This window comes from Azospirillum endophyticum, assembly GCF_016595245.1.
Taxonomy (GTDB): Bacteria; Pseudomonadota; Alphaproteobacteria; order Azospirillales; family Azospirillaceae; genus Azospirillum; species Azospirillum endophyticum.
In genome coordinates this window covers 135124-154577 of the sequence record NZ_JAENHM010000030.1, presented here as the reverse complement: position 1 = coordinate 154577, position 19454 = coordinate 135124, and the positions used below count along the sequence as shown (strand labels likewise).

Annotated in this window: 22 protein-coding genes; 12 read left to right on the top strand and 10 right to left on the bottom strand. The window is 67.9% G+C overall.

All coding sequences use genetic code 11. The annotated features are described in order from the left end of the window. The first annotated feature begins 197 nt into the window (after positions 1 to 197). The 6 genes from queA to JHL17_RS10155 all read left to right on the top strand — a co-directional run bounded on the left by queA (position 198) and on the right by JHL17_RS10155 (position 6835). Positions 198 to 1241, top strand: a complete 1044-nt coding sequence (gene queA, locus JHL17_RS10180; RefSeq protein ID WP_200192665.1) for a tRNA preQ1(34) S-adenosylmethionine ribosyltransferase-isomerase QueA — start codon at positions 198 to 200, stop codon at positions 1239 to 1241. Then, positions 1238 to 2452 (top strand): tRNA guanosine(34) transglycosylase Tgt, encoded by a 1215-nt coding sequence (tgt, locus tag JHL17_RS10175; protein WP_200192663.1) that lies wholly within the window; start codon positions 1238 to 1240, stop codon positions 2450 to 2452. Before queA ends, tgt begins: the two co-directional genes overlap by 4 nt. After that, positions 2445 to 2909: a preQ(1) synthase gene (queF, locus tag JHL17_RS10170; protein WP_200192661.1), complete on the top strand. Its 465-nt coding sequence runs from the start codon at positions 2445 to 2447 to the stop codon at positions 2907 to 2909. Before tgt ends, queF begins: the two co-directional genes overlap by 8 nt. Next, the gene (queG, locus tag JHL17_RS10165) at positions 2896 to 3984 is read left to right on the top strand and encodes a tRNA epoxyqueuosine(34) reductase QueG (RefSeq protein ID WP_200192659.1); all 1089 of its coding nucleotides are present in this window, start codon (positions 2896 to 2898) and stop codon (positions 3982 to 3984) included. The genes queF and queG overlap by 14 nt, the downstream gene beginning before the upstream one ends. Beyond that, positions 3959 to 4312, top strand: coding sequence for a sterol carrier protein domain-containing protein (locus tag JHL17_RS10160; protein ID WP_200192657.1), 354 nt, complete (start codon positions 3959 to 3961; stop codon positions 4310 to 4312). The genes queG and JHL17_RS10160 overlap by 26 nt, the downstream gene beginning before the upstream one ends. 117 nt (positions 4313 to 4429) lie before the next feature. Continuing rightward, a complete protein-coding gene (locus JHL17_RS10155; RefSeq protein WP_200192655.1) occupies positions 4430 to 6835 on the top strand; it encodes a HAMP domain-containing methyl-accepting chemotaxis protein in 2406 nt (801 codons plus the stop codon). Positions 6836 to 6988: 153 nt separating this feature from the next. Here the strand turns inward: JHL17_RS10155 and JHL17_RS10150 are convergent, their stop codons facing one another. Next, the gene (locus JHL17_RS10150) at positions 6989 to 7468 is read right to left on the bottom strand and encodes a CYTH domain-containing protein (protein ID WP_200192653.1); all 480 of its coding nucleotides are present in this window, start codon (positions 7466 to 7468) and stop codon (positions 6989 to 6991) included. A 160-nt stretch (positions 7469 to 7628) separates the two neighbouring features. Here JHL17_RS10150 and JHL17_RS10145 point away from each other — a divergent pair, with 160 nt between their 5' ends. Beyond that, positions 7629 to 7859 (top strand): hypothetical protein, encoded by a 231-nt coding sequence (locus JHL17_RS10145; RefSeq protein ID WP_200192651.1) that lies wholly within the window; start codon positions 7629 to 7631, stop codon positions 7857 to 7859. Between the two features lie 8 nt (positions 7860 to 7867). On the opposite strand, the gene JHL17_RS10140 is transcribed toward JHL17_RS10145, so the two are convergent. Both JHL17_RS10140 and JHL17_RS10135 read right to left on the bottom strand, forming a co-directional pair. Continuing rightward, a complete protein-coding gene (locus tag JHL17_RS10140; protein ID WP_200192649.1) occupies positions 7868 to 8023 on the bottom strand; it encodes a DUF3309 family protein in 156 nt (51 codons plus the stop codon). Between the two features lie 177 nt (positions 8024 to 8200). Further along, complete coding sequence (locus JHL17_RS10135; RefSeq protein ID WP_200192647.1) at positions 8201 to 9121, bottom strand: GNAT family N-acetyltransferase; 921 nt, start codon at positions 9119 to 9121, stop codon at positions 8201 to 8203. A 110-nt stretch (positions 9122 to 9231) separates the two neighbouring features. On the opposite strand from JHL17_RS10135, the gene JHL17_RS10130 reads away from it, so the two are divergent. From JHL17_RS10130 to JHL17_RS10120, 3 genes are all read left to right on the top strand, one after another. Further along, a complete protein-coding gene (locus tag JHL17_RS10130; RefSeq protein ID WP_200192645.1) occupies positions 9232 to 9780 on the top strand; it encodes a hypothetical protein in 549 nt (182 codons plus the stop codon). Between the two features lie 58 nt (positions 9781 to 9838). Then, positions 9839 to 10141 (top strand): hypothetical protein, encoded by a 303-nt coding sequence (locus tag JHL17_RS10125; RefSeq protein WP_200192643.1) that lies wholly within the window; start codon positions 9839 to 9841, stop codon positions 10139 to 10141. 166 nt (positions 10142 to 10307) lie between these two features. Then, positions 10308 to 10688: a hypothetical protein gene (locus JHL17_RS10120; protein WP_200192641.1), complete on the top strand. Its 381-nt coding sequence runs from the start codon at positions 10308 to 10310 to the stop codon at positions 10686 to 10688. Positions 10689 to 10703: 15 nt separating this feature from the next. On the opposite strand, the gene JHL17_RS10115 is transcribed toward JHL17_RS10120, so the two are convergent. Together JHL17_RS10115 and JHL17_RS10110 are read right to left on the bottom strand one after the other, a co-directional pair. Continuing rightward, the gene (locus tag JHL17_RS10115; RefSeq protein WP_200192639.1) at positions 10704 to 11609 is read right to left on the bottom strand and encodes a CDP-alcohol phosphatidyltransferase family protein; all 906 of its coding nucleotides are present in this window, start codon (positions 11607 to 11609) and stop codon (positions 10704 to 10706) included. Continuing rightward, a complete protein-coding gene (locus JHL17_RS10110) occupies positions 11606 to 12304 on the bottom strand; it encodes a phosphatidylserine decarboxylase (protein WP_247893439.1) in 699 nt (232 codons plus the stop codon). The genes JHL17_RS10115 and JHL17_RS10110 overlap by 4 nt, the downstream gene beginning before the upstream one ends. A gap of 131 nt (positions 12305 to 12435) precedes the next feature. On the opposite strand from JHL17_RS10110, the gene JHL17_RS10105 reads away from it, so the two are divergent. Continuing rightward, positions 12436 to 12906 (top strand): hypothetical protein, encoded by a 471-nt coding sequence (locus tag JHL17_RS10105; RefSeq protein WP_200192635.1) that lies wholly within the window; start codon positions 12436 to 12438, stop codon positions 12904 to 12906. Positions 12907 to 12931: 25 nt separating this feature from the next. Here JHL17_RS10105 and JHL17_RS10100 read toward each other — a convergent pair whose 3' ends face one another. The 5 genes from JHL17_RS10100 to JHL17_RS10080 form a co-directional block, all read right to left on the bottom strand. After that, positions 12932 to 13372 carry a DUF29 domain-containing protein gene (locus JHL17_RS10100; protein ID WP_200192633.1) on the bottom strand — a complete coding sequence of 147 codons (441 nt, stop codon included), beginning with the start codon at positions 13370 to 13372 and terminating at the stop codon, positions 12932 to 12934. Positions 13373 to 13451: 79 nt separating this feature from the next. Then, the gene (locus tag JHL17_RS10095; RefSeq protein ID WP_200193153.1) at positions 13452 to 14540 is read right to left on the bottom strand and encodes a BMP family ABC transporter substrate-binding protein; all 1089 of its coding nucleotides are present in this window, start codon (positions 14538 to 14540) and stop codon (positions 13452 to 13454) included. Positions 14541 to 14618: 78 nt separating this feature from the next. Next, positions 14619 to 15548, bottom strand: a complete 930-nt coding sequence (locus tag JHL17_RS10090) for an ABC transporter permease (RefSeq protein WP_200192631.1) — start codon at positions 15546 to 15548, stop codon at positions 14619 to 14621. Continuing rightward, on the bottom strand, positions 15545 to 16621 hold the full coding sequence (locus tag JHL17_RS10085) for an ABC transporter permease (protein WP_200192630.1): 1077 nt from the start codon (positions 16619 to 16621) through the stop codon (positions 15545 to 15547). Before JHL17_RS10085 ends, JHL17_RS10090 begins: the two co-directional genes overlap by 4 nt. 27 nt (positions 16622 to 16648) lie before the next feature. After that, positions 16649 to 18226, bottom strand: a complete 1578-nt coding sequence (locus tag JHL17_RS10080) for an ABC transporter ATP-binding protein (RefSeq protein ID WP_200192628.1) — start codon at positions 18224 to 18226, stop codon at positions 16649 to 16651. A 250-nt stretch (positions 18227 to 18476) separates the two neighbouring features. Between JHL17_RS10080 and ygfZ the strand changes: the two genes are divergently transcribed. Next, positions 18477 to 19391 carry a CAF17-like 4Fe-4S cluster assembly/insertion protein YgfZ gene (gene ygfZ / locus JHL17_RS10075; RefSeq protein WP_200192626.1) on the top strand — a complete coding sequence of 305 codons (915 nt, stop codon included), beginning with the start codon at positions 18477 to 18479 and terminating at the stop codon, positions 19389 to 19391. Positions 19392 to 19454: the final 63 nt, after the last annotated feature.

The window sequence follows — 19454 nt, the reverse complement described above, 5'->3', positions numbered from 1 at the left end:
TAGCGGCGTTAGCCCCCACCTATCCTCCCCCGCTGGGCGGGGGAGGGACTGCCGCTGCTCTCCCGCACGAGCATTTACCCCCTCCCCCGCCCAGCGGGGGAGGGTTGGGGTGGGGGCAAAATGACGCCTCCGAACAAATGGCTTGCCCCCAAACCCTTTCCATCCGGCCATCGTTCAGTCTATAGCTTGCCCCTCCCATGAAGACCGCCGATTTCGACTTCGACCTGCCGCCCGACCGGATCGCCGAGCATCCCGTCCGGCCGCGTGACGCCGCCCGCCTGCTGGAGGTGGGTTCGCCCTCCTGCGACCTCGGCTTGCGCGACCTCATCGTGCGCGACCTGCCGACGCTGTTGCAGCCGGGCGACCTGATGGTCGTCAACGACACCCGCGTCATCCCGGCCCGGCTCGACGGCCGGCGCGGCGAGGTCGCGGTGGAGATCACGCTGCACAAGCGGCTGGGCGAGCGGGAGTGGGCGACCTTCTCCAAGCCCGGCAAGCGGCTGAAGCCCGGCGACACCATCGTGATAGCGCAGGATTTCAGCGCCGAGGTGACCGCCAAGGACGGCATGGAGGTGCGGCTGCGCTTCTCCGCCGGCGGGGCGGAACTGATGGCGGCGCTGCACCGCCATGGCCGGATGCCGCTGCCACCCTACATCCGGCGCAAGGCCGACGCGGGCGACGATGCCGATTACCAGACCGTCTTCGCCGCCCGCGAGGGCGCCGTCGCCGCCCCCACCGCCGGACTGCACTTCACGCCGGAGCTGCTGGAGGCGCTGGACGAACGCGGGGTTCGGCGGGTGCCGGTCACGCTGCATGTCGGCGCCGGCACCTTCCTGCCGGTGAAGGTCGACGACATCGCCGACCACAAGATGCACAGCGAATGGGGCGAGATCTCTCCCGAGACCGCCACCGCGGTGAACGAGACGCGCAAGGCCGGCGGGAGGATCGTCTCGGTCGGCACGACGGCGCTGCGCATCCTGGAGACGGCGGGCCGGGCGGACGGGACGCTGGAGCCCTTCAGCGGCGACACCGACATCTTCATCACCCCCGGCTACCGCTTCCGCATCGTCGATCTCCTGTGGACCAACTTCCACCTGCCGAAATCGACCCTGTTCATGCTGGTCTGCGCCTTCGCCGGCTACGACCGCATGCGGGCGGCCTATCGGCATGCCATCGACCACGACTATCGCTTCTTCAGCTACGGCGACGCCTCGCTGCTGCACAGGACGGACCCATCATGACCGGCATCGGCTTTGACCTTCTGGCGACCGACGGGCGGGCGCGGCGCGGCCGCGTGACCACCGCCCACGGCACCATCGAGACGCCGGCCTTCATGCCGGTCGGCACCGCGGCGACGGTCAAGGCGATGACCACCGACGCGGTGGCCTCCACCGGTGCGGAAATCCTGCTCGGCAACACCTACCACCTGATGCTGCGGCCGACGGCGGAGCGAGTGGCGCAGCTGGGCGGGCTGCATCGCTTCATGAACTGGGACAAGCCGATCCTGACCGACAGCGGCGGCTTCCAGGTGATGAGCCTGTCCGACCTGCGCACCATGTCGGAGGAAGGCGTCACCTTCAAGTCGCACCTGGACGGCAGCCGCCACCACCTGACGCCGGAACGCTCCATCCAGATCCAGCACATGCTGGACAGCAACATCACCATGTGCCTGGACGAGTGCACGCCGTTCCCGGCGACCGAGGCCCAGGCCGAATCCTCCATGCGCCTGTCGATGCGCTGGGCGCGGCGCAGCAAGGACGCCTTCGTCGAGCGGCCGGGCTACGGCCTGTTCGGCATCGTCCAGGGCGGCATCTACCCGGAGCAGCGGGCGGAAAGCGTCGCCGCCCTGACCGACATCGGCTTCGACGGCTACGCCATCGGCGGGCTGGCGGTCGGCGAGGGTCAGGAGACGATGTTCCGGGTGCTGGACTTTACCGAGCCGCTGATGGTCAAGGACCGGCCGCGCTACCTGATGGGCGTCGGCCGGCCGAGCGACCTGATCGGTGCGGTACGGCGCGGCGTCGACATGTTCGACTGCGTGATGCCGACCCGCTCGGGCCGCACCGGCCAAGCCTTCGTCCGAAGCGGGACGATCAACATCCGCAACGCCCGCCACGCCCATGACGAGCGTCCGCTCGACGCGGACTGCGGCTGCCCGGCTTGCCGCAGCTACGGCCGGGGCTATCTGCATCATCTGTTCAAGGCGGACGAGATGCTGGGGCCGATGCTGCTGACCTGGCACAACCTGCATTACTATCAGGACGTGATGCGGACGATGCGGCAGGCCATCGCCGACGGCAATTTCGAGGAGGTCGCCGGCGCCATGGAAGCCCGCCTGAACGAAGGCGATATCGAGGCGACGGTGGACCCCATCGCCAAGCCCGGCAAACCGCCGAAGCAAGGCCGCCCGCCGAAGAAGGAACGGACGGAACAGGAAAAGACCGATGAGTGAGAACATCTATGCCGGCCTGACCCAGCTCGGCGGCTCCACCGTTCAGCCGAAAACGCCGGAAGAGGCGGTGCTGGAACGGGTCCCGAATCCCAACCCCGGCACTCCCTACTGCGTGCGCTTCACCGCGCCCGAGTTCACCTCGCTCTGCCCGATCACCGGCCAGCCGGACTTCGCCCATCTGGTCATCGACTATGTGCCGGGCGACTGGCTGGTGGAATCGAAGTCGCTGAAGCTGTTCCTGACCAGCTTCCGCAACCACGGCGCCTTCCACGAGGCCTGCACCGTCGGCATCGGCAAGCGGCTGGTGGACGAGCTGTCGCCGCTGTGGCTGCGCATCGGCGGCTATTGGTATCCGCGCGGCGGCATCCCCATCGACGTCTTCTTCCAGACCGGCGAGCCGCCGAAGGGCGTCTGGATCCCGTCGCAGGACGTCCCGACCTACCGTGGCCGCGGCTAAGCCCGCACCGCTGACGTCCGCCGACCCGGCACGGCTGCGCGAGGCGATCCGCGACCGCGCGCTGGCGGTCGGCTTCGACGCGGTGGGCTTCGCCCCGGCCGCGCTGGGACCGGAAGCGCGCGAGCGGCTCGCCCGCTTCGTCGCCGAGGGGCGGCACGGCGACATGGGATGGATGGCCGAGCGCGGCGACCAGCGCAGCCATCCGCAATCCCTGTGGGACGAAGCCCGAACGGTCATCGCGCTGGGCACCAGCTACGCCCCCCATGAAGACCCGCGCCGGCTGGCGGAGCATCCCGATCGCGGCATCGTCTCCGTCTATGCCCGCAACCGCGACTATCACGACCTGATCAAGGGGCGGTTGAAGACGCTGGCGCAATGGCTTGCCCACCAGGCCAAGGCGGGGGTGAAGGTGTTCGTCGACACCGCGCCGGTGATGGAAAAGCCGCTGGCGGAACAGGCCGGGCTGGGCTGGCAGGGCAAGCACACCAATCTGGTGTCGCGCGACCATGGCTCCTGGCTGTTCCTGGGCGAGATCTACACGACGCTGGAACTGCCGCCCGACCCACCGGGGCGCGACCGCTGCGGGTCCTGCGACCGCTGTCAGGTCGCCTGCCCGACCGCCGCCTTCCCGGCCCCCTACCAGCTGGATGCCCGGCGCTGCATCAGCTATCTGACCATCGAGCACAAGGGGGCGATCCCCGACGACCTCAAGCCGCTGATGGGCAACCGCATCTATGGCTGCGACGATTGCCTGGCCGCCTGCCCCTGGAACAAGTTCGCCCGGGCGACCCGTGAACCCGCCTTCCTGCCGCGGGCCGAGCTGACGGCGCCCAGGCTGGCCGATCTGGCGCAGTTGGACGATGCCGGCTTCCGGCAGGTGTTCAGCGGCTCCCCCGTCAAGCGCATCGGCCGCGACCGTTTCGTCCGCAACGTCCTGATCGCCATCGGCAACAGCGGGGATCCCACTCTGCGCCCCATCGCCGAGACCCTGCGCGAGGATCCCAGCGAGAGCGTGCGGGAGGCGGCGGGCTGGGCGGCGGCGCGGCTGAATGGCCGGAGCGATCCGGACGCTTGATTTGCCGGACCAACCGGGACCGGGCGATCGGCACCATCCGGGCGGCGGCTCGGACGGTCGCCATGGCGGCGGTCGATCTTTGGCGACGGGCGACTCCGGGGCGCACCATCCCAAGGTTGCTCGCTCTCCAGGAAATATCTCCAAAATCGCGCAAACTACAGAGCTTGCAGCACAGATCGGCATCGGTGCCTTCGCCAGTCTGTTCACCGGACACGCAAACGCTCGCACCCGGTGGCGGGCCGGTTTGCTTCATGGCGACGAAAAGATGATCGACCGCTTGCACCGCGTATTTTCCGGCGCATCGCCCTGGATGCACGACCGCTTCTGAAATAAGGCGGTTTCCTGACCTGAATCAAACCGGACGTCAATCGTCCTATGGTTCAATCGCCCCAATGATCAGGAAAGGGTCGCCGCAAAGGCGGTGCCATTGGGGAGTCCACAATCCATGACGATCGGAACGCGCATTGCGCTTGGCTTCGCCGCCGTGCTGCTCCTGACGGTCGGCGTCGCGTTCGTCGGCTGGAACAGCCTGAGCACCTATGCCGAACGGGTCGACCTGGCGTCCCACACCGCCGACCTCGACACCCGGCTGAAGTCGGTACGGCTGGAGGAGGCACGCTTCGTCACCGAGCGCGATGCCAAGGCGGCGGCCGATGTTCCGGGCATGCTGGACGCCCTGCAGGCGGAAGCGCAGGAAACGCGGACCGCCCTGACCGACGGCGAGGGCCGGCGCCTGCTGGACGAGGTGCTGTCGGGCATCGACGGCTATCGGGCCGCCTTCGCCAATTTCGTCGCCCAGGATGGCGAGGCGCATGCCCGCACCGCCAGCATGGAGACGCGCGCCCGCGCACTGCGCGAGATCGCCGAGAAGATCGGCAAGCAGCAGTCGGAACGCTACGACCTGAACATGGCCAGCAAGCGCGACGCCGATGCCGAACTGCGCCACAGCATGGATACGGCCGAGCGCGCGAACCGCGTCATCGAACGGGTGCTGGAGGTCCGGCGCCAGCAGAGCGAACTGCGCCGCAACGCGGACGAGACGTTGGCGGATCGGATCGTGGCGGCGCTGGACGAGCTGGGGCAGACCACCGATACCGTCGCCAAGGACCTCGTCGGCACCAACGACGAGGAACTCGCCGCCCGGATCGCCGGCGATGCCCGTGCCTATCGCGACACCGTCCAGGCCCTGCGCGGCAAGGGGATCGCCGCGCTCACCGAGGGCGGCGTGGCCGGCGGGCTGGACGAGGCCGCGCGCGGCGTCCAGGAGCATGCCATGGAGTTGCAGCGGAACCAGGCGATGGTGACCGAAGCCCTGACCGAAGCCTCCAAATATGCCCAGAGCGAGGTGAACGAGGCGGTGATGCTGCGCGGCCTGGCGATGCGGCTGGTGCAGGGAGCCCAGTCGGCGATGCTGGGCCAGCGCGACTTCCTGCTGACCGGTACGGCCGACGCCAAGACCACGGCCGACGCCGCGGTGAAGGAGATCCTGGAGCTTGCCGGACAGGCCGGCGCCGTTCTGGTCGACCGGGAAGGGCGTGCGCTGATCGCCGCCATCACCGAGGCCGCGCGCGCCTTCGACTCCGAATTCGCAGCGCTGTCATCGGCGGTCGCCAAGCAGCACGAAGCATCGGCGGCGATGGCCAAGGCGTCCGCCACGGTCAGCGGTCAGGTCGGCCGTCTGGTCACCCTGCAGCGCGAGGACCGCGAGGCCGGCCGCGCCAGCGCCGGAATGGTGATCGCGGTAGGCGCCGCGGTGGCGCTGATGCTGGGCATGCTGATGGCCTGGATCATCGACCGCGCCATCACCCACCCGCTGCACGCCATGACCGGCGCCATGGGCCGCTTGGCCGAAGGCGACCTGACGATCGACATCCCCGGCAGCGACCGCAAGGACGAGCTGCGCAACATGGCCGCCGCCATGACCATCTTCAAGGACAACGCCCTGGAGATGCGGCGGATGGAGCGCGAGCGCGAGGAAATGCGCGTCCAGATCGATGCCGACCGCCGCCGCACGATGAACGAATTCGCCAACGGCTTCGAACAGGCGGTATCGGGGGTGGTGCTGTCGCTGACCGAATCGGCCGGGTCACTGGGCCGCGACGCGCAGGAGATGTCGGCGGACGCGGCGCTGACCACCGCGAAGTCGACCGCCGTCGCCACCGCCTCGCAGCAGGCGACCGCCAATGTGCAGACCGTCGCGGCGGCGGCGGAAGAGCTGTCGGCTTCCATCGCCGAGATTTCCCGCCAGCTCAACGCCAGTTCCGCGACCGCATCGGGCGCCGCGGACAAGGCGGTGCAGACCAACGGCATCGTCGAGGGATTGTCGCTCGCCGCCGAGCGGATCGGTCATGTGGTCGGCCTGATCGGCGAGATCGCCGAGCAGACCAACCTGCTGGCACTCAACGCCACGATCGAAGCCGCCCGCGCCGGCGAAGCCGGCAAGGGCTTCGCCGTGGTGGCGACCGAGGTGAAGAACCTCGCCGGCCAGACCGCCAAGGCGACCGAGGAGATCTCCGCCCAGGTCGCGGAGATGCAGACCGCCACCACCAGCGCCGTGGCCGCCATCCGCATCATCTCCGACGCCGTGACCGCCATCAGCGGCACCGTCACCGACATCGCCCAGGAGATGGAGCAGCAGGGCAGCGCCACCCGCGAGATCGCCCAGAACGTCCAGCAGGCCGCCGAAGGCACCCAGCAGGTGATGCGCAACATCGCCGAGGTGACCACTGCCGCCACCAAGACCGGCGGCGCCGCCGATGCGGTCCTGGACGCCAGCCGCACCCTCGCCACCCAGGCCGACCGCCTGCGCGGCGAAGTCCAGGGTTTCCTGAACAAGGTGAGGACGGCCTGATCGTCCAAGGCCCTGGCGTCTGAGGGATCTGTTCGGGCGGGTTCCCTCCTCCATCGTCTCGCCGGACGTGGTGGAGGATCGGGGGCAATGCCCCGGCCGTCGAGCCAATGGCCCGAAAATCGGGCCCTGGAACTTATGACCCGACCATCCCCGTCAAGCGGCCGCGGCGGACCGGCGCCGGATCGGAGCGCGGGACAGGGCGGAATTGCCGTAGGCGCGCAGCGTGGTGACCTCCGCGCCGATCCAGTCCGGCAGCGGCACCGCCTGATCCGGAGCGTCCAATTCGACCTCGGCGATGACGAGGCCGTCATTCTCGCCGTGGAAGACGTCGATCTCCCAGCACAGGCCGTCCTGGCTATGGCGATAGCGGGTCTTTTCGATCACCCGTCCTTCGCAGCCATGGAGCAGGAGCTGACGGGCGAAATCCAGCGCAAGCGGATGCTCCTCCTCGTCCCGGCAGGCTCCCCGTTTCCGCGATTTGATGGTCAGGGTGGCGCAGTCCTCCGCGATGCGGACACGGACCGTATTGGTGCCGTCGGACGGCAGATATCCCTGAAGGATTCGGACGCCGTTCCGGCAGAGGTGCCGGACATCCTTGCGGACCAGAAAGCGCCGCTCGATTTCCAGTGCCATGGCTAGGCCCTTCGGACGATCTCGTCGACGACCCTAGTCGAAAGTCCCTGCCGGCTTCAACCTCGTTGCCCCGCGCGGAACGCAATCGAGGCTGCATGCAGCCGCAAGATGGCGTGACGATCGGTCGCAACAGGCCGGGGAATGATGCTAACGTCCGGCGATGAACGCCGATCTCACCGCCGCGATTCCCTGGCTGATCCTGTTCGCCGTCTACGGGCTGCCGCTGCTGCATGTGGCGCTGTCGCGCCGCGGCGGCGGTTGGCGCCCGCCGGCCGGGTCGCGCTGCCCCTTCGGGCCGCGCGCCGGATGGCTGGTCATGGTTCTGATGCTGGGGCCGGTCGGATGGCTGATGTTCGCGCTCCGCCGGCCCCGTCACGCATCAAACCGATAGGCCGCGGATCAGATCCGGCCCATCAGCAGCAGGACGATCAGGACGATCGCCAGCACGCCGATGATGCCGCTGGGACCATAGCCCCAGCCGCGGCTGTGCGGCCAAGCCGGAACGGCACCGAGAAGCAGCAGAATGAGGATGATGAGTAGAATCGTGCCGAGCATGGCCTTCTCCCTTCTGGTGGAGCGTTTGTGACGGACAAGCGGGACCTGAACGGGATCCCGTGGAGTTTGTTCCTGTCAGGCTCGAACGTGACCGCGCGGCACCACCAAGGGAGGATGCGGCACCTCCGGCGCTCCCCGAACGGGACACTCCCGTTCTTTCGGAACAGTGGAGCGCCTCTAACCCTGCGTCCGGTCCACGCGATACAGCTCGTCGACGAAGCCGGCGAAGGCTGCAACCCGGCGGCGCATGAAGGCCAGCATGGCCGGGGTGCGCGGGAAGCTGTCGATCCGCCATGTGCTGTCCGGCCCCAGCCGCTCGGCGGCGACCTGATGGACGCGGTGGAACATCAACAGCAATGGGCCGAGATGCTCGACGTCACGGCGCACCGCCGCACCGTGGTACCAGACTGTGTCGGGGAGCTCCAACCGCGCGAACATCCATCCGATCACCTTGCCTTCCCGGCGCACCAACCAGCTGTTGTCGGGCCAATGCTCGAACTGCGCCGCCATGGCGAAGGGACTGAATTCGGCGGCAATGGCACCCGACCCGATCAGCTGCTCCACCTCGGCCCGGTCGTCCGGGGTCGCGTCGCGCCAGAGCGCCAAGCCGTAGCTGCGCAACACCCGCAGCGCCGGAGAATGCGCCTTCGCCCAGTCCAGCACCGCCCGAGGCGTACCGGCCGCTCGCATCGATTGCAGCACCGGCGCGCCCCAGCCACACCGCCGCAACAGCCCTTCGAAGGCCGCTCGCGCCGGCAAACGGGAGGAATAGGTGGCGGTCAGCCGCTCCCCCGCAGGAACCGCCGCTGCCAGCATCTCCATCAGCCGCCCTCCGATCCCGCAACGTCGCCAGCCGGAAGCGACCGATACCGACAGCAACGTCGTCCGGCCCTCTTCCCGGCACGCCAGGATCAGCCCGACGGGGGCGTCGCCGATCCAGGCCCCGAACGCGACGGTGCCGATGCCGACCGGAGCCAGCATATTCCGGTAGGCCGGATAGGTCAGCCGCGCGAAGGCGCTGGCATCGCCTTGCAGTGTCGCGATCCGATGGGGTGGAAGGGCCGGGGAAGGCGGGTTGGCGGCGGATGGGCCGGGCATGGGCTGCACGATCGTATCAGGGCAGGATGGTCACAGGTTCCACTTGCTAATCATAGGATTGCAAATTGTATGCTCTCCAACATAGGTATTCGCTACGCGAGACGACCGTCATGACCGCTTTCCTCAGCATCGCCGACAAGCGCCATATCGAAGAAGCCGCCGCCGATCCGGTGGTCCGCTCCCACCTGCTGGCCGATCCGCGCGGCAGTATAGAACGCATCCTCGGACGCCCGCTCGGCGACGTAGGCATCCGCCTGCATGAGGAACCGGCCGGCGCGATGTATTTCGCCTTGCCGGTGCCCGGCCAAGCCGGTGCCGTGCCGGAAGCCAGGACCCGCCGCCAGTTCTTCGAGAACATCCTTTTCGATGTGGCGGAGCGCCACCCCGATCTGTCTCGGCAGGCCCGGACCGATCCGCGCCGCATGTTCTTCGACCTGACCGGCAACGACGTCGACCTGCCTCCCGGCTACCAGCCGGTGATTTTTACCGATGGGCCGTCGGAGATCCATGTCGTGCTGCCGCAGCCGTCAGAATCGATCGAGGACGAGTTGCCGGACGATCTGCTGGAATTCGTCGCCGGCGGCGCCCCTTCCCCCTGCAACAGCCGGGCCGGCGCAAATAGCGCGACCATGCAAGCCACCGAGGACAAGTACAGGTAGTTGTTGACGGAAAACCATCGACATCGGCATCCGCCTGCATGAGGAACCGGCCGGCGCGATGTATTTCGCCCTGCCGGTGCCCGGCCAAGCCGGTGCCGTGCCGGAAGCCAGGACCCGCCGCCGGTTCTCCGAGAACATCCTTTTCGATGTGGCGGAGCGCTACCCCGATCCGTCTCGGCAGGCCCAGACCGATCCGCGCCGCATGGTCTTCGACCTGACCGGCAACGACATCGACCGGCCTCCCGGCTACCAACCGGTGGTTTTTGCCGATGGACCATCGGAGATCCATGTCGCGCTGCCGCAGCCGCGCGAATCGATCGAGGACGAGTTGCCGGACGATCTGCTGGAGTTCGTCGCCTGAGTTGCAGATATGCTCTCGTTGACGGCCGGACCGCTGCAGTCTAGGGTATCGGCATGGTCATGCATCTTTCCAACGGGATTCTGCGAATTAGCGGCCCGGTTCTCCTTTGAGAGCCGGGGATTTCGCTCGTCCATTCCGCAGAACCGTCTGAAAGCCCGATCACGCCATGACCAGCACCGTGAACACCAAGACCGCGAAGACTGCGGCCGTCCCCGCTGTACCGGCATCCGCCGCGGATGCACGCCTTACCGCGCCCGGCCGCCGGGTCGCCTTTTCCCTGGTTGCCGACTCCGACCCCGGCACCCTGCCCCGCATCCTGGAATTCATCGCCAAGCGTGGACTGGTCCCCTTGGCCCTGCACAGCCGGCTGAGCGGCGACACACTCGACATCGCCATGGAGGTCGGCGACCTACCCAAAGCGGAGACCGACCATATCGGCCGCTCCCTGGGACAGATCCCGATGGTGGCGCATGTCACCGTCAGCGAACTTGCTGCCACCGAACCAGTCACCACCGATCCGGTGGTGGAGCTGGTCGCCGCGGAATGAGGAAGGGGAAGCCGGTCAGACCGGCTTCCGCGTCTCGCTCTCCAGCGTCACGGGGGCGCCGGGCTGAAGCTCCCTCGATCCGGCATCGGGCGACTCGGGCGTCGGCTCGTCGATCTCCGTCCGCATCAGTTCCGCGGCGCGCTGCAGCTTGCGGAACTGGAGGATGGAGAATGGCAGGCTGACCATATAGGCGGTTCCGACGATCGATAGCGTCCACCAGGGCTGGCTGACCATCATCGCCGCCAGCAGGCCGACGCCGGCCAGCGCCGGCACCACCCAATGGGCCGGCACCCGCGCGCCCTTGAAGGAGAAGGTCGGCAGGGTGCTGACCATCAGTCCGCCGATCAGCAGCGTCCAGGGAACGATGACGGCCGGATGGCCGGGATAGTCCGGCCCGGTCTCGAAGCCCAGGATCATCGGCAGCAGCACGAGGCCGGCGCCCGCCGGTGCCGGCACGCCGGTGAAGTAGTTGTAGGCCCAGGGCGGCAGATCGACCACGCCCAGCCGCGAATTGAAGCGTGCCAGACGCAGCGCGCAGCACACGGCATAGGCCATGGCGGCGATCCAGCCCAGGCTGCCGGCACCGTTCAGCCCCCACAGATACATCATGAACGCCGGAGCTACGCCGAAGCTGATGGCGTCGGACAGGCTGTCCAGTTCCGCGCCGAACTTGCTCTGCCCGTTCAGCAGGCGGGCGATCCGGCCGTCCAGCGCATCGAGGATGGCCGCGATGACGATGGCGATGACCGCCGGCTCCCACCGCTCCTGCATGGCGAATCGAATCGCGGTCAGGCCGGAGCAGAGCGCCAGCACCGTCAGCACGTTCGGAAGCAGATGGTTGATCGACAGCCCTTTCAGCCGCGGGTGCGGCCGGCCGGGTCGGCGGGCGCGGTGCGGGCGGAAGATGGGCGGGCGTTTCATCGACGCACGTCCCCCTGCCGCTGCGGCTCGGCACCGTTCAGGTCGGCCAGGATCGTCTCGCCGCCGATGGCGGTCTGGCCGACGCAGACCAGCGGGGCGACACCGTCCGGCAGGTAGATGTCGGTGCGGCTGCCGAAGCGGATCAGGCCGAAGCGCTCACCCGCCTTGACCTCCTGTCCCGCCTTCACCCACCACAGGATGCGACGCGCCACCAGACCGGCGATCTGGACATAGGCGATCTCGCGCCCGTCGGGCAGGCGGTGGCGGAAGGCCATCCGCTCATTCTCGTCGCTCGCCTTATCCAGCGCGGCGTTGACGAAGGTGCCCTTGTGGTATTCGGCCGCCACGATGGTTCCATCGGCCGGCACGCGGTTGACGTGGACGTTGAAGACGTTGAGGAAGACGCTGATCCGGGTCAGCGGCTCGCTCCCCATGCCGAGTTCCTTCGGCGGCACCGCCGGAACGATCATGGTGACGCGCCCGTCGGCCGGGCTGACCAGCAGGCCGGGCCGGGTCGGTGTCACCCGGTCGGGATCGCGGAAGAAATAGGCGCACCACAAGGTGAGCACGAGGCCGATCCAGCCGAGCGGCGCCCAGACGGCGAGACCGAGGACCAGGGAGACCACGGCGAAACCGGCAATGAAGGGCCAGCCGGCACGGTGGATGGGGACGACGACGGTATCGATGGCGGACATCGCCTGCTTTCTTCGTATTTTCAGACCACAGCGAACAGCCATTCTAGACGTGCGTTGCATGCCTTTACAGATTTTTAGCTGGCGACGCCCATGCTGTCGTATCCGTCGCCCCTGAAGTCGAGCATACTGCCTTGTCCGTTCCCGATCTGAAGACCATTCAATCGCTGGCCGAAGTGCCGGACGGCGCCTTGCCCATCAACCCCGGCTCGATCGAGATGACGCCGGAAGGCGTGCTGGGCATCGCCAGGCCGCCCCGCCCCTGCAAGCTGACCTTCATGGCCGACGGCCTGCCGTTCAACGTCGCCGTCCGCCACGAGAGCGCGGAGGAAGGCGGCGGGTCGATCTGCCAGATCTGGGCCGATGTCGGCCATGTCCCCTACACCGCCCAGGCTCCGGAACGCCGCCGCGCCCTGCTGGCGGTGCTGCGCGGGATCGAGGGGCTGCCACATGTCCGCTTCATCGTCCAGGGCGGCCAGAAGATCATCCTGTTCTCGGAAATCCGGCTGGAACACCACGCCTCGCCCGAGGACCTGTTCCACCAGACCATCCTGGTCCTCCAGGAAGCCCGGCCGTTCCTGCGGCTATTGGGCGAATATCTGTAAAACGGGCGGCGTCGCAAGGCGCCGCTCATGCATCCGGCCAGAATGCCTCGTCCATCATTTCGGCAAAGCTCCACGGGCAGTCTGCCGGGAATACGTCTTCCCCCAAACCCGTTCTGACAGCGGCCTGTAGCCGCGCTATGTCGTAGGCGTCGATCAGTACATCATCCAATTCGTCCGACAAGCTGGGGCTGTCACGCAAAAGATACTCAATGCGCCTGCGGTCGAGTTTGATGGTCGCTTGTGAGGCCCCGGACCGTACACCCGTCAACCGCGTCCAAACCAGCAGATCCCGAAGAAGCGTACCCAGATTGCCGCGTAGTTCGCGCCTTTCGCGGCGGGCTATGCTCTCGATCTCCTCGACGAGGTTCCCGATGTCCAACGCACCGAAATTGCGGGCTCGGACAAGGGATGCCTGTTCATTCGCCCAGGCGTAGAAATCGCGGTCGTAGAGGCTGCTTCCGTCCATCGCCCACCTCCCCACATCGCCGGCCCACGCGACGGGCCGGGGGCGCTTCCGCCCGGTCCGCCGCGCGGGAGCACAGCGCTTACTTCGGAACCTTGCCCTGCACGCCCTCGACGTACCAGTCCATCTTCAGGATCTGCTCGTCGGTGGCGGTCTTGCCTTCCGGGATCACGACCTTGCCGGACTGGTCCTTGACCGGCCCCTGGAAGGAGTGGCGCTTGCCCGACACGATGTCGGCCTTGATCTGGTCGGCCATCTTGACGACGTCGGCCGGGATGGCCGGATTGTAGGGAGCCAGCTCGACCATGCCGGTGCTGATGCCGCCCCAGGTGTCGATCGGCTTCCAGCTGCCGTCCAGCACCGCCTTGACGCGGTCGACGTAATAGCCGTTCCAGTCCTCGACGATCGCGGTCAGGTGCGACTTCGGACCGAAGCGGGTCATGTCCGACGACTGGCCGACCGACCACAGCCCGCGCTCCTGCGCGGTCTGGATCGGGGCCGGGCTGTCGGTGTGCTGGACGATGATGTCGGCGCCCTGGTCGATCAGCGCCTTGGCGGCCTCGGCTTCCTTGCCGGGGTCGTACCAGCTGTTGACCCAGACGACGCGGACCTCGGCCTTCGGGTTCTGTTCGCGCAGCGCGATGGTGAAGGCGTTGATGCCGCCGACCACCTCGGGAATCGGGTAGGAGCCGATATAGCCGATGATGTTCGACTTGGTCATCTTGCCGGCGATGGCGCCGACGACCGTGCGGCCTTCATAGAAGCGGCCGGAGTAGGTCGCGACATTCTCGGCGCGCTTGTAGCCGGTGGCATGCTCGAACTTCACGTCGGGATGGCGCTTGGCCACCTTCAGCGTCGGGTTCATGAAGCCGAAGGAGGTGGTGAAGATCAGCTTGTGGCCGCTGGCGGCCAGCTGCTCGATCACGCGCTCGGCGTCGGCGCCTTCCGGCACGTTCTCGACGAAGGTGGTGGTGACCTTGTCGCCCAGCGCCTTCTCGACGGCCAGACGGCCCTGGTCGTGCTGGTAGCTGTAGCCATGGTCGCTGATCGGGCCGACATAGACGAAGCCGACCTTCAGCTTCTCCTGGGCCAGGGCGGAGCCCATACCCGCGCCCAGGCCCACGCTCAGCGCAATCGCGGCGCCGGCCAGACCCAGCACCGTCTTGCCCATCGTCCTTCTGTTCACGTCGACGCTCCTTGTTCTTCAGGTCTTTAGATGTGGGCTTTGTTTCGATTTCAAAACGACGCGTCAAGCATCGGGATGAAACAGTTTTCCCAGGCAGGCCGGCGCGTTCAGGCGGATGCGGGCGACGTCCCGCGAAATCAACACCAGAACCAGGACGGTAGCCAGATAAGGCAGCATCGACAAGAGCTGCGACGGCACGTCGATGCCCAGCCCCTGGACATGCAGCTGCAGGATGGTGACGCCGCCGAACAGCCAGGCGCCCAGCATGGCGCGCGCCGGCTTCCAGGTGGCGAAGACCACCAGCGCCAGCGCGATCCAGCCGCGCCCCGACGTCATGTTCTCCGCCCACATCGGCGTGTAGTCCATCGACAGGAAAGCGCCGCCCAGCCCGGCCATGGCGCCGCCGAACAGCACGGCGAGGAAGCGGATGCGCAGCACCTTGTAGCCCAGCGCATGGGCGGCCGTGTGGTTCTCCCCCACCGCGCGCAGCACGAGGCCGGCGCGGGTGCGGTAGAGGAAAAGATGGACCAGGGGGACCGCGGCCACCGACAGATAGACCATGACGTCCTGGCCGAACAGCGCCTGCCCCACCACCGGCAGGTCGGTCAGGCCGGGGATGTACAGCTTCGGCAACCCTTCCAGCGGGATGCCGACGAAGCCCTGGCCGATCAGCGCCGACAGCCCGACGCCGAACAAAGTCAGCGCCAGGCCGGTCGCCACCTGGTTGGCCAGCAGGAACAGGGTCAGCACGGCGAACAGCGAGGCGGTGGCCGCACCGGCCAGGGCGGCGACGAGGAAGCCGGTGGTGGCACTGCCGGTCTGCACCGCTACGGCGAAGCCGCAGACGGCGCCGACCAGCATCATGCCCTCGACGCCGAGGTTGAGGACGCCCGACTTCTCCACCACCAGCTCGCCCAGCGCGGCGAACAGCAGCGGTGTCGCCGCCGCGAACATCGCGGCCAGGATCGGGCCGATCAGGGCAAGGTCGTTCATGCCGCGGCCCTCCGCGCACCGAAGCGGACCCGGTAGCGGATCAGCACGTCGCTCGCCAGCAGGAAGAACAGAAGCATGCCCTGGAACACTCCGGTGATGGCCTTGGGCAGGCCCATGGCGATCTGCGCCGCCTCGCCGCCGATGAAGGACAGCGCCATCAGCAACGCCGCCAGCAGGATGCCGACCGGATGCAGCCGGCCGAGGAAGGCGACGATGATCGCGGTGTAGCCGTAGCCGGGCGAGATGCCGGCGGTGACCTGGCCGATGGGGCCGGCGACCTCGCCCATGCCGGCGATGCCGGCCAGCGCCCCCGACAGCAGCAGCGTCAGCCAGACGATGCGCTTCTGGTCAAAGCCGGCATAGCCGGCGGCCGCCGGGGTCAGCCCGATCACCTTGATCTGGAAGCCGATGAAGGTCCGCGCGATCAGCAGCCAGCCGCCCGCCACCGCCAGCAGCGCGAACAGCGCGCCCAGATGGACGCGGGTTCCGGCCCACAGCACCGGCAGCGTGGCATCGGCCTCGAACAGCCGCGATTCCGGGAAGGCGAAGCCGTCCGGATCGCGGAAGGGACCATGGACCAGATAGTTCAGCAGCAGCAGCGCGACATAGTTCAGCATCAGGCTGGTCAGGATCTCGCTGGCGTTGAAGCGCAGCCGCAGAAAGGCCGGCACCGCAGCCCACACCGCACCGCCGACGGCGCCGCCGACCACCATCATCGGCAGCAGCCACCAGCCGCCCTCGCCATAGAAGGCCAGCGCCAGCCCACCGCCGGTGATGGCGCCCAGCGTCAGCTGCCCTTCGGCGCCAATGTTCCAGACATTGGCCCGGAAGCCGATGGCGAGCCCGACGGCGCACAGCACCAGCGGCGTCGCCTTCACCACCAGCTCGCCGACCCCGCGGACCGAGGTCACCGGCGCGACGAAGAAGGAATAGAGCGCCTTCAACGGGTCGAAGCCCATCGCCAGGAACAGGATGAAGCCGCTGAGCAGAGTCAGCGCCACCGCCAGCAGCGGCGTGACGTAGACCATGGTCTTCGAGGCTTGCCCGCGCGGCTCAAGACGGATGAAGCTCATGCGGCGTCTCCGGTGCTCACAAAACCATCAGACCGCACGCGTGATCTCCCCGTCTTCGTCCGGCGGCGTGCCGAACAGGCCGCCCATCAGCAGGCCGATGCGTTCCACCGTCGTTTCGTGCGTCGGGCGGCTGTCGGACAGGCGGCCGTGGAACAGCACGGAAATCCGGTCGCTCAGCACGAACAGCTCGTCGAGGTCCTGGCTGATGACCAGCACCGCCGCCCCCGACCGCGCCAGATCGATCAACGCCTTGTGGATGGCGGCGGCGGCACCGGCATCGACGCCCCAGGTCGGCTGGCCGACGACCAGAAGCTTCGGCTTCTGCAGGATCTCGCGGCCGATGATGAACTTCTGCAGGTTGCCGCCGGACAACGACCGCGCCTCCGCCCGATGGCCGTGGGCGACGACGTTGAAACCGCGGATGATCGTCTCGGCATAGGCGCGGGCGCGGGCGAAATGGACCATGCCGCCGCGCACCAGCGGTTCGCGGGCATAGCCCGACAGCAGCGCGTTCTCCGACAGGCTGAGTTCCGGCACCGCGCCGCGGCCCAGCCTCTCCTCCGGCACGAAGGCGAGGCCGAGCCCGCGGCGTGCCCGCGGCCCCATCTGCCCGGCGGAGACCCCCTCGATCACCACGGAACCGGCATCGGCCAGCAGCGCCTCGCCGCTCAGCGCCGCCATCAGTTCCGCCTGCCCGTTGCCGGCGACCCCGGCGATGCCGAGGATCTCGCCCGCCCGCACCTCGAAGCTGACGTCCTTCAGGTTGGTGGCGAAGGGGTTGTCGGAGGTGGTGGACAGGTGGCGCACCGACAGGCGTGCGGCCCCGGCGGCACCCTGCGGCGGCCGTTCGGGGATGGACAGCTCCGCTCCCATCATCATCTCGGCAAGGCTGCGCGCGGTCTCCTGCCGCGGGTCGGCGGCACCGACCACCTTGCCGGCGCGGAGCACGGTGGCGCGGCTGCACAGGGCGCGGATTTCCTCCAGCTTGTGCGAGATGTAGAGGATCGTGCAGCCCTCCGCCGCCAGCACGCGCAGCGTCTCGAACAGCTTGGCGGCCTCCTGCGGCGTCAGGACCGAGGTCGGCTCGTCCATGATCAGCAGCTTGGGGTCCTGCAACAGGCAGCGCACGATCTCCACCCGCTGCCGCTCGCCCACCGACAGGTGGAAGACATGGCGGCCGGGGTCGAGCGCCAGCCCGTACCGTTCGGACACGGTGCGGATGCGGTCGGCGAGCTGGTCCATCGGCCCGGCGCCGTCGAGGCCGAGCGCGATGTTCTCGGTCACCGTCAACGTGTCGAACAGCGAAAAATGCTGGAACACCATGCCGATGCCGAGCCGGCGCGCGCCGGCCGGATCGGGCACCACGGTTTCCACCCCCTGCCACAGCATGGAGCCCGAGTCCGGGTGCAGCACCCCGTAGATCATCTTGACCAGAGTCGACTTGCCGGCGCCGTTCTCGCCCAGCAGCGCATGGATCTCGCCCGGTTGCAGAACGAGGTCGACATGATCGTTGGCCAGACAGCCGGGAAAACGCTTGGTGATGCCGCGCAGCTCCAAGCGGGGCGGCGGAGCGTCCGTGGGGGAAGTCTCGGCGTGCGAAGGCAAGGAGGGGCAATCCGCAAAAGGTCAAACCTGCATGGCATTGCCAAAGCCATGCCACCGCTACCAACAGAGTAATCCGGCGGCACCACCGGCCGTCAACACCCGATCCTCTGCCCAACGGTGATGCATCTGCCGCTTTGGTCATCATGCCACAGTCGGTGGCGGCAACCCAGCCCATCGCACCACGCCAGCCCCTTGCCAGCCGGGCCGTTCGGCCCAACACTCCAGTCGATCGGATGACGGGGAGGCGAGGATGTCGGCGGGTTACGCAGTGCTCGACCAGCGGAGCGTGGTGGCGGTGGCGGGCGAGGACCGCAAGGCCTTCCTGCAGGGGCTGGTGTCCAACGACGTGCTGCGGGTCACGCCGGACCATGCCGCCTATGCCCTGTTCCTGACCCCGCAGGGCAAGTTCCTGCACGATTTCACGATGATCGAATCGGGCGTCGAGTCGGACGCCGCCCTGTTGCTGGACCCGGAAACCGACCGGCGTGCCGATCTGCTGCGCCGGTTGAAGATGTACAGGCTGCGTTCGAAGATCATGCTGGAGGATCGGGCCGATAGGCTGCGTGTGGCCGTCGCCTTCGGAGAGGGTGCGCTCGGGGCCCTGGGGCTGCCGGCGGAACCCGGCTCCGCCCGGCCTTTCGCCGGCGGCGTCGCCTTCACCGACCCGCGGCTGCCAGGCCTGGGCGCCCGCCTGTTCCTGCCCGCGGACGGGGTGGCGGCGCTGGACGCGGCCGGGCTGGCACGGCGGGAGGTTGCGGATTACGACCGGCTGCGCCTGTCGCTCGGCGTACCCGACGGCACCCGGGACCTGATCCCGGAGAAGTCGATCCCTCTGGAAAGCCGGATGGACGCGTTGAACGCCATTTCCTGGGACAAGGGCTGCTACATGGGGCAGGAGCTGACCGCCCGCACCAAATACCGCGCCCTGATCAAGAAGAAGCTGTTCCCCGTCACCGTCGACGGTACGGCGCCGGAGGCCGGCACCGCGGTGACGCTGGACGGCAAGGAGGCGGGCGAGGTCCGGAGCGGCCATGACGGCGCGGCACTGGCCCTGCTGCGGCTGGAGGACGTGCAGCGTGCGGCCGAGACCGGGCTGACCTTCCAGGCAGGTTCGGCAATGCTGACGCCGCACGAACCCGAGTGGGACCCTACCACGAAGGGTTAGCCCCCCACCGAAAGAATTCCCGGAAGGTGAAATCAAACCGGCTTCTCTCCTGTTGTTCTGATG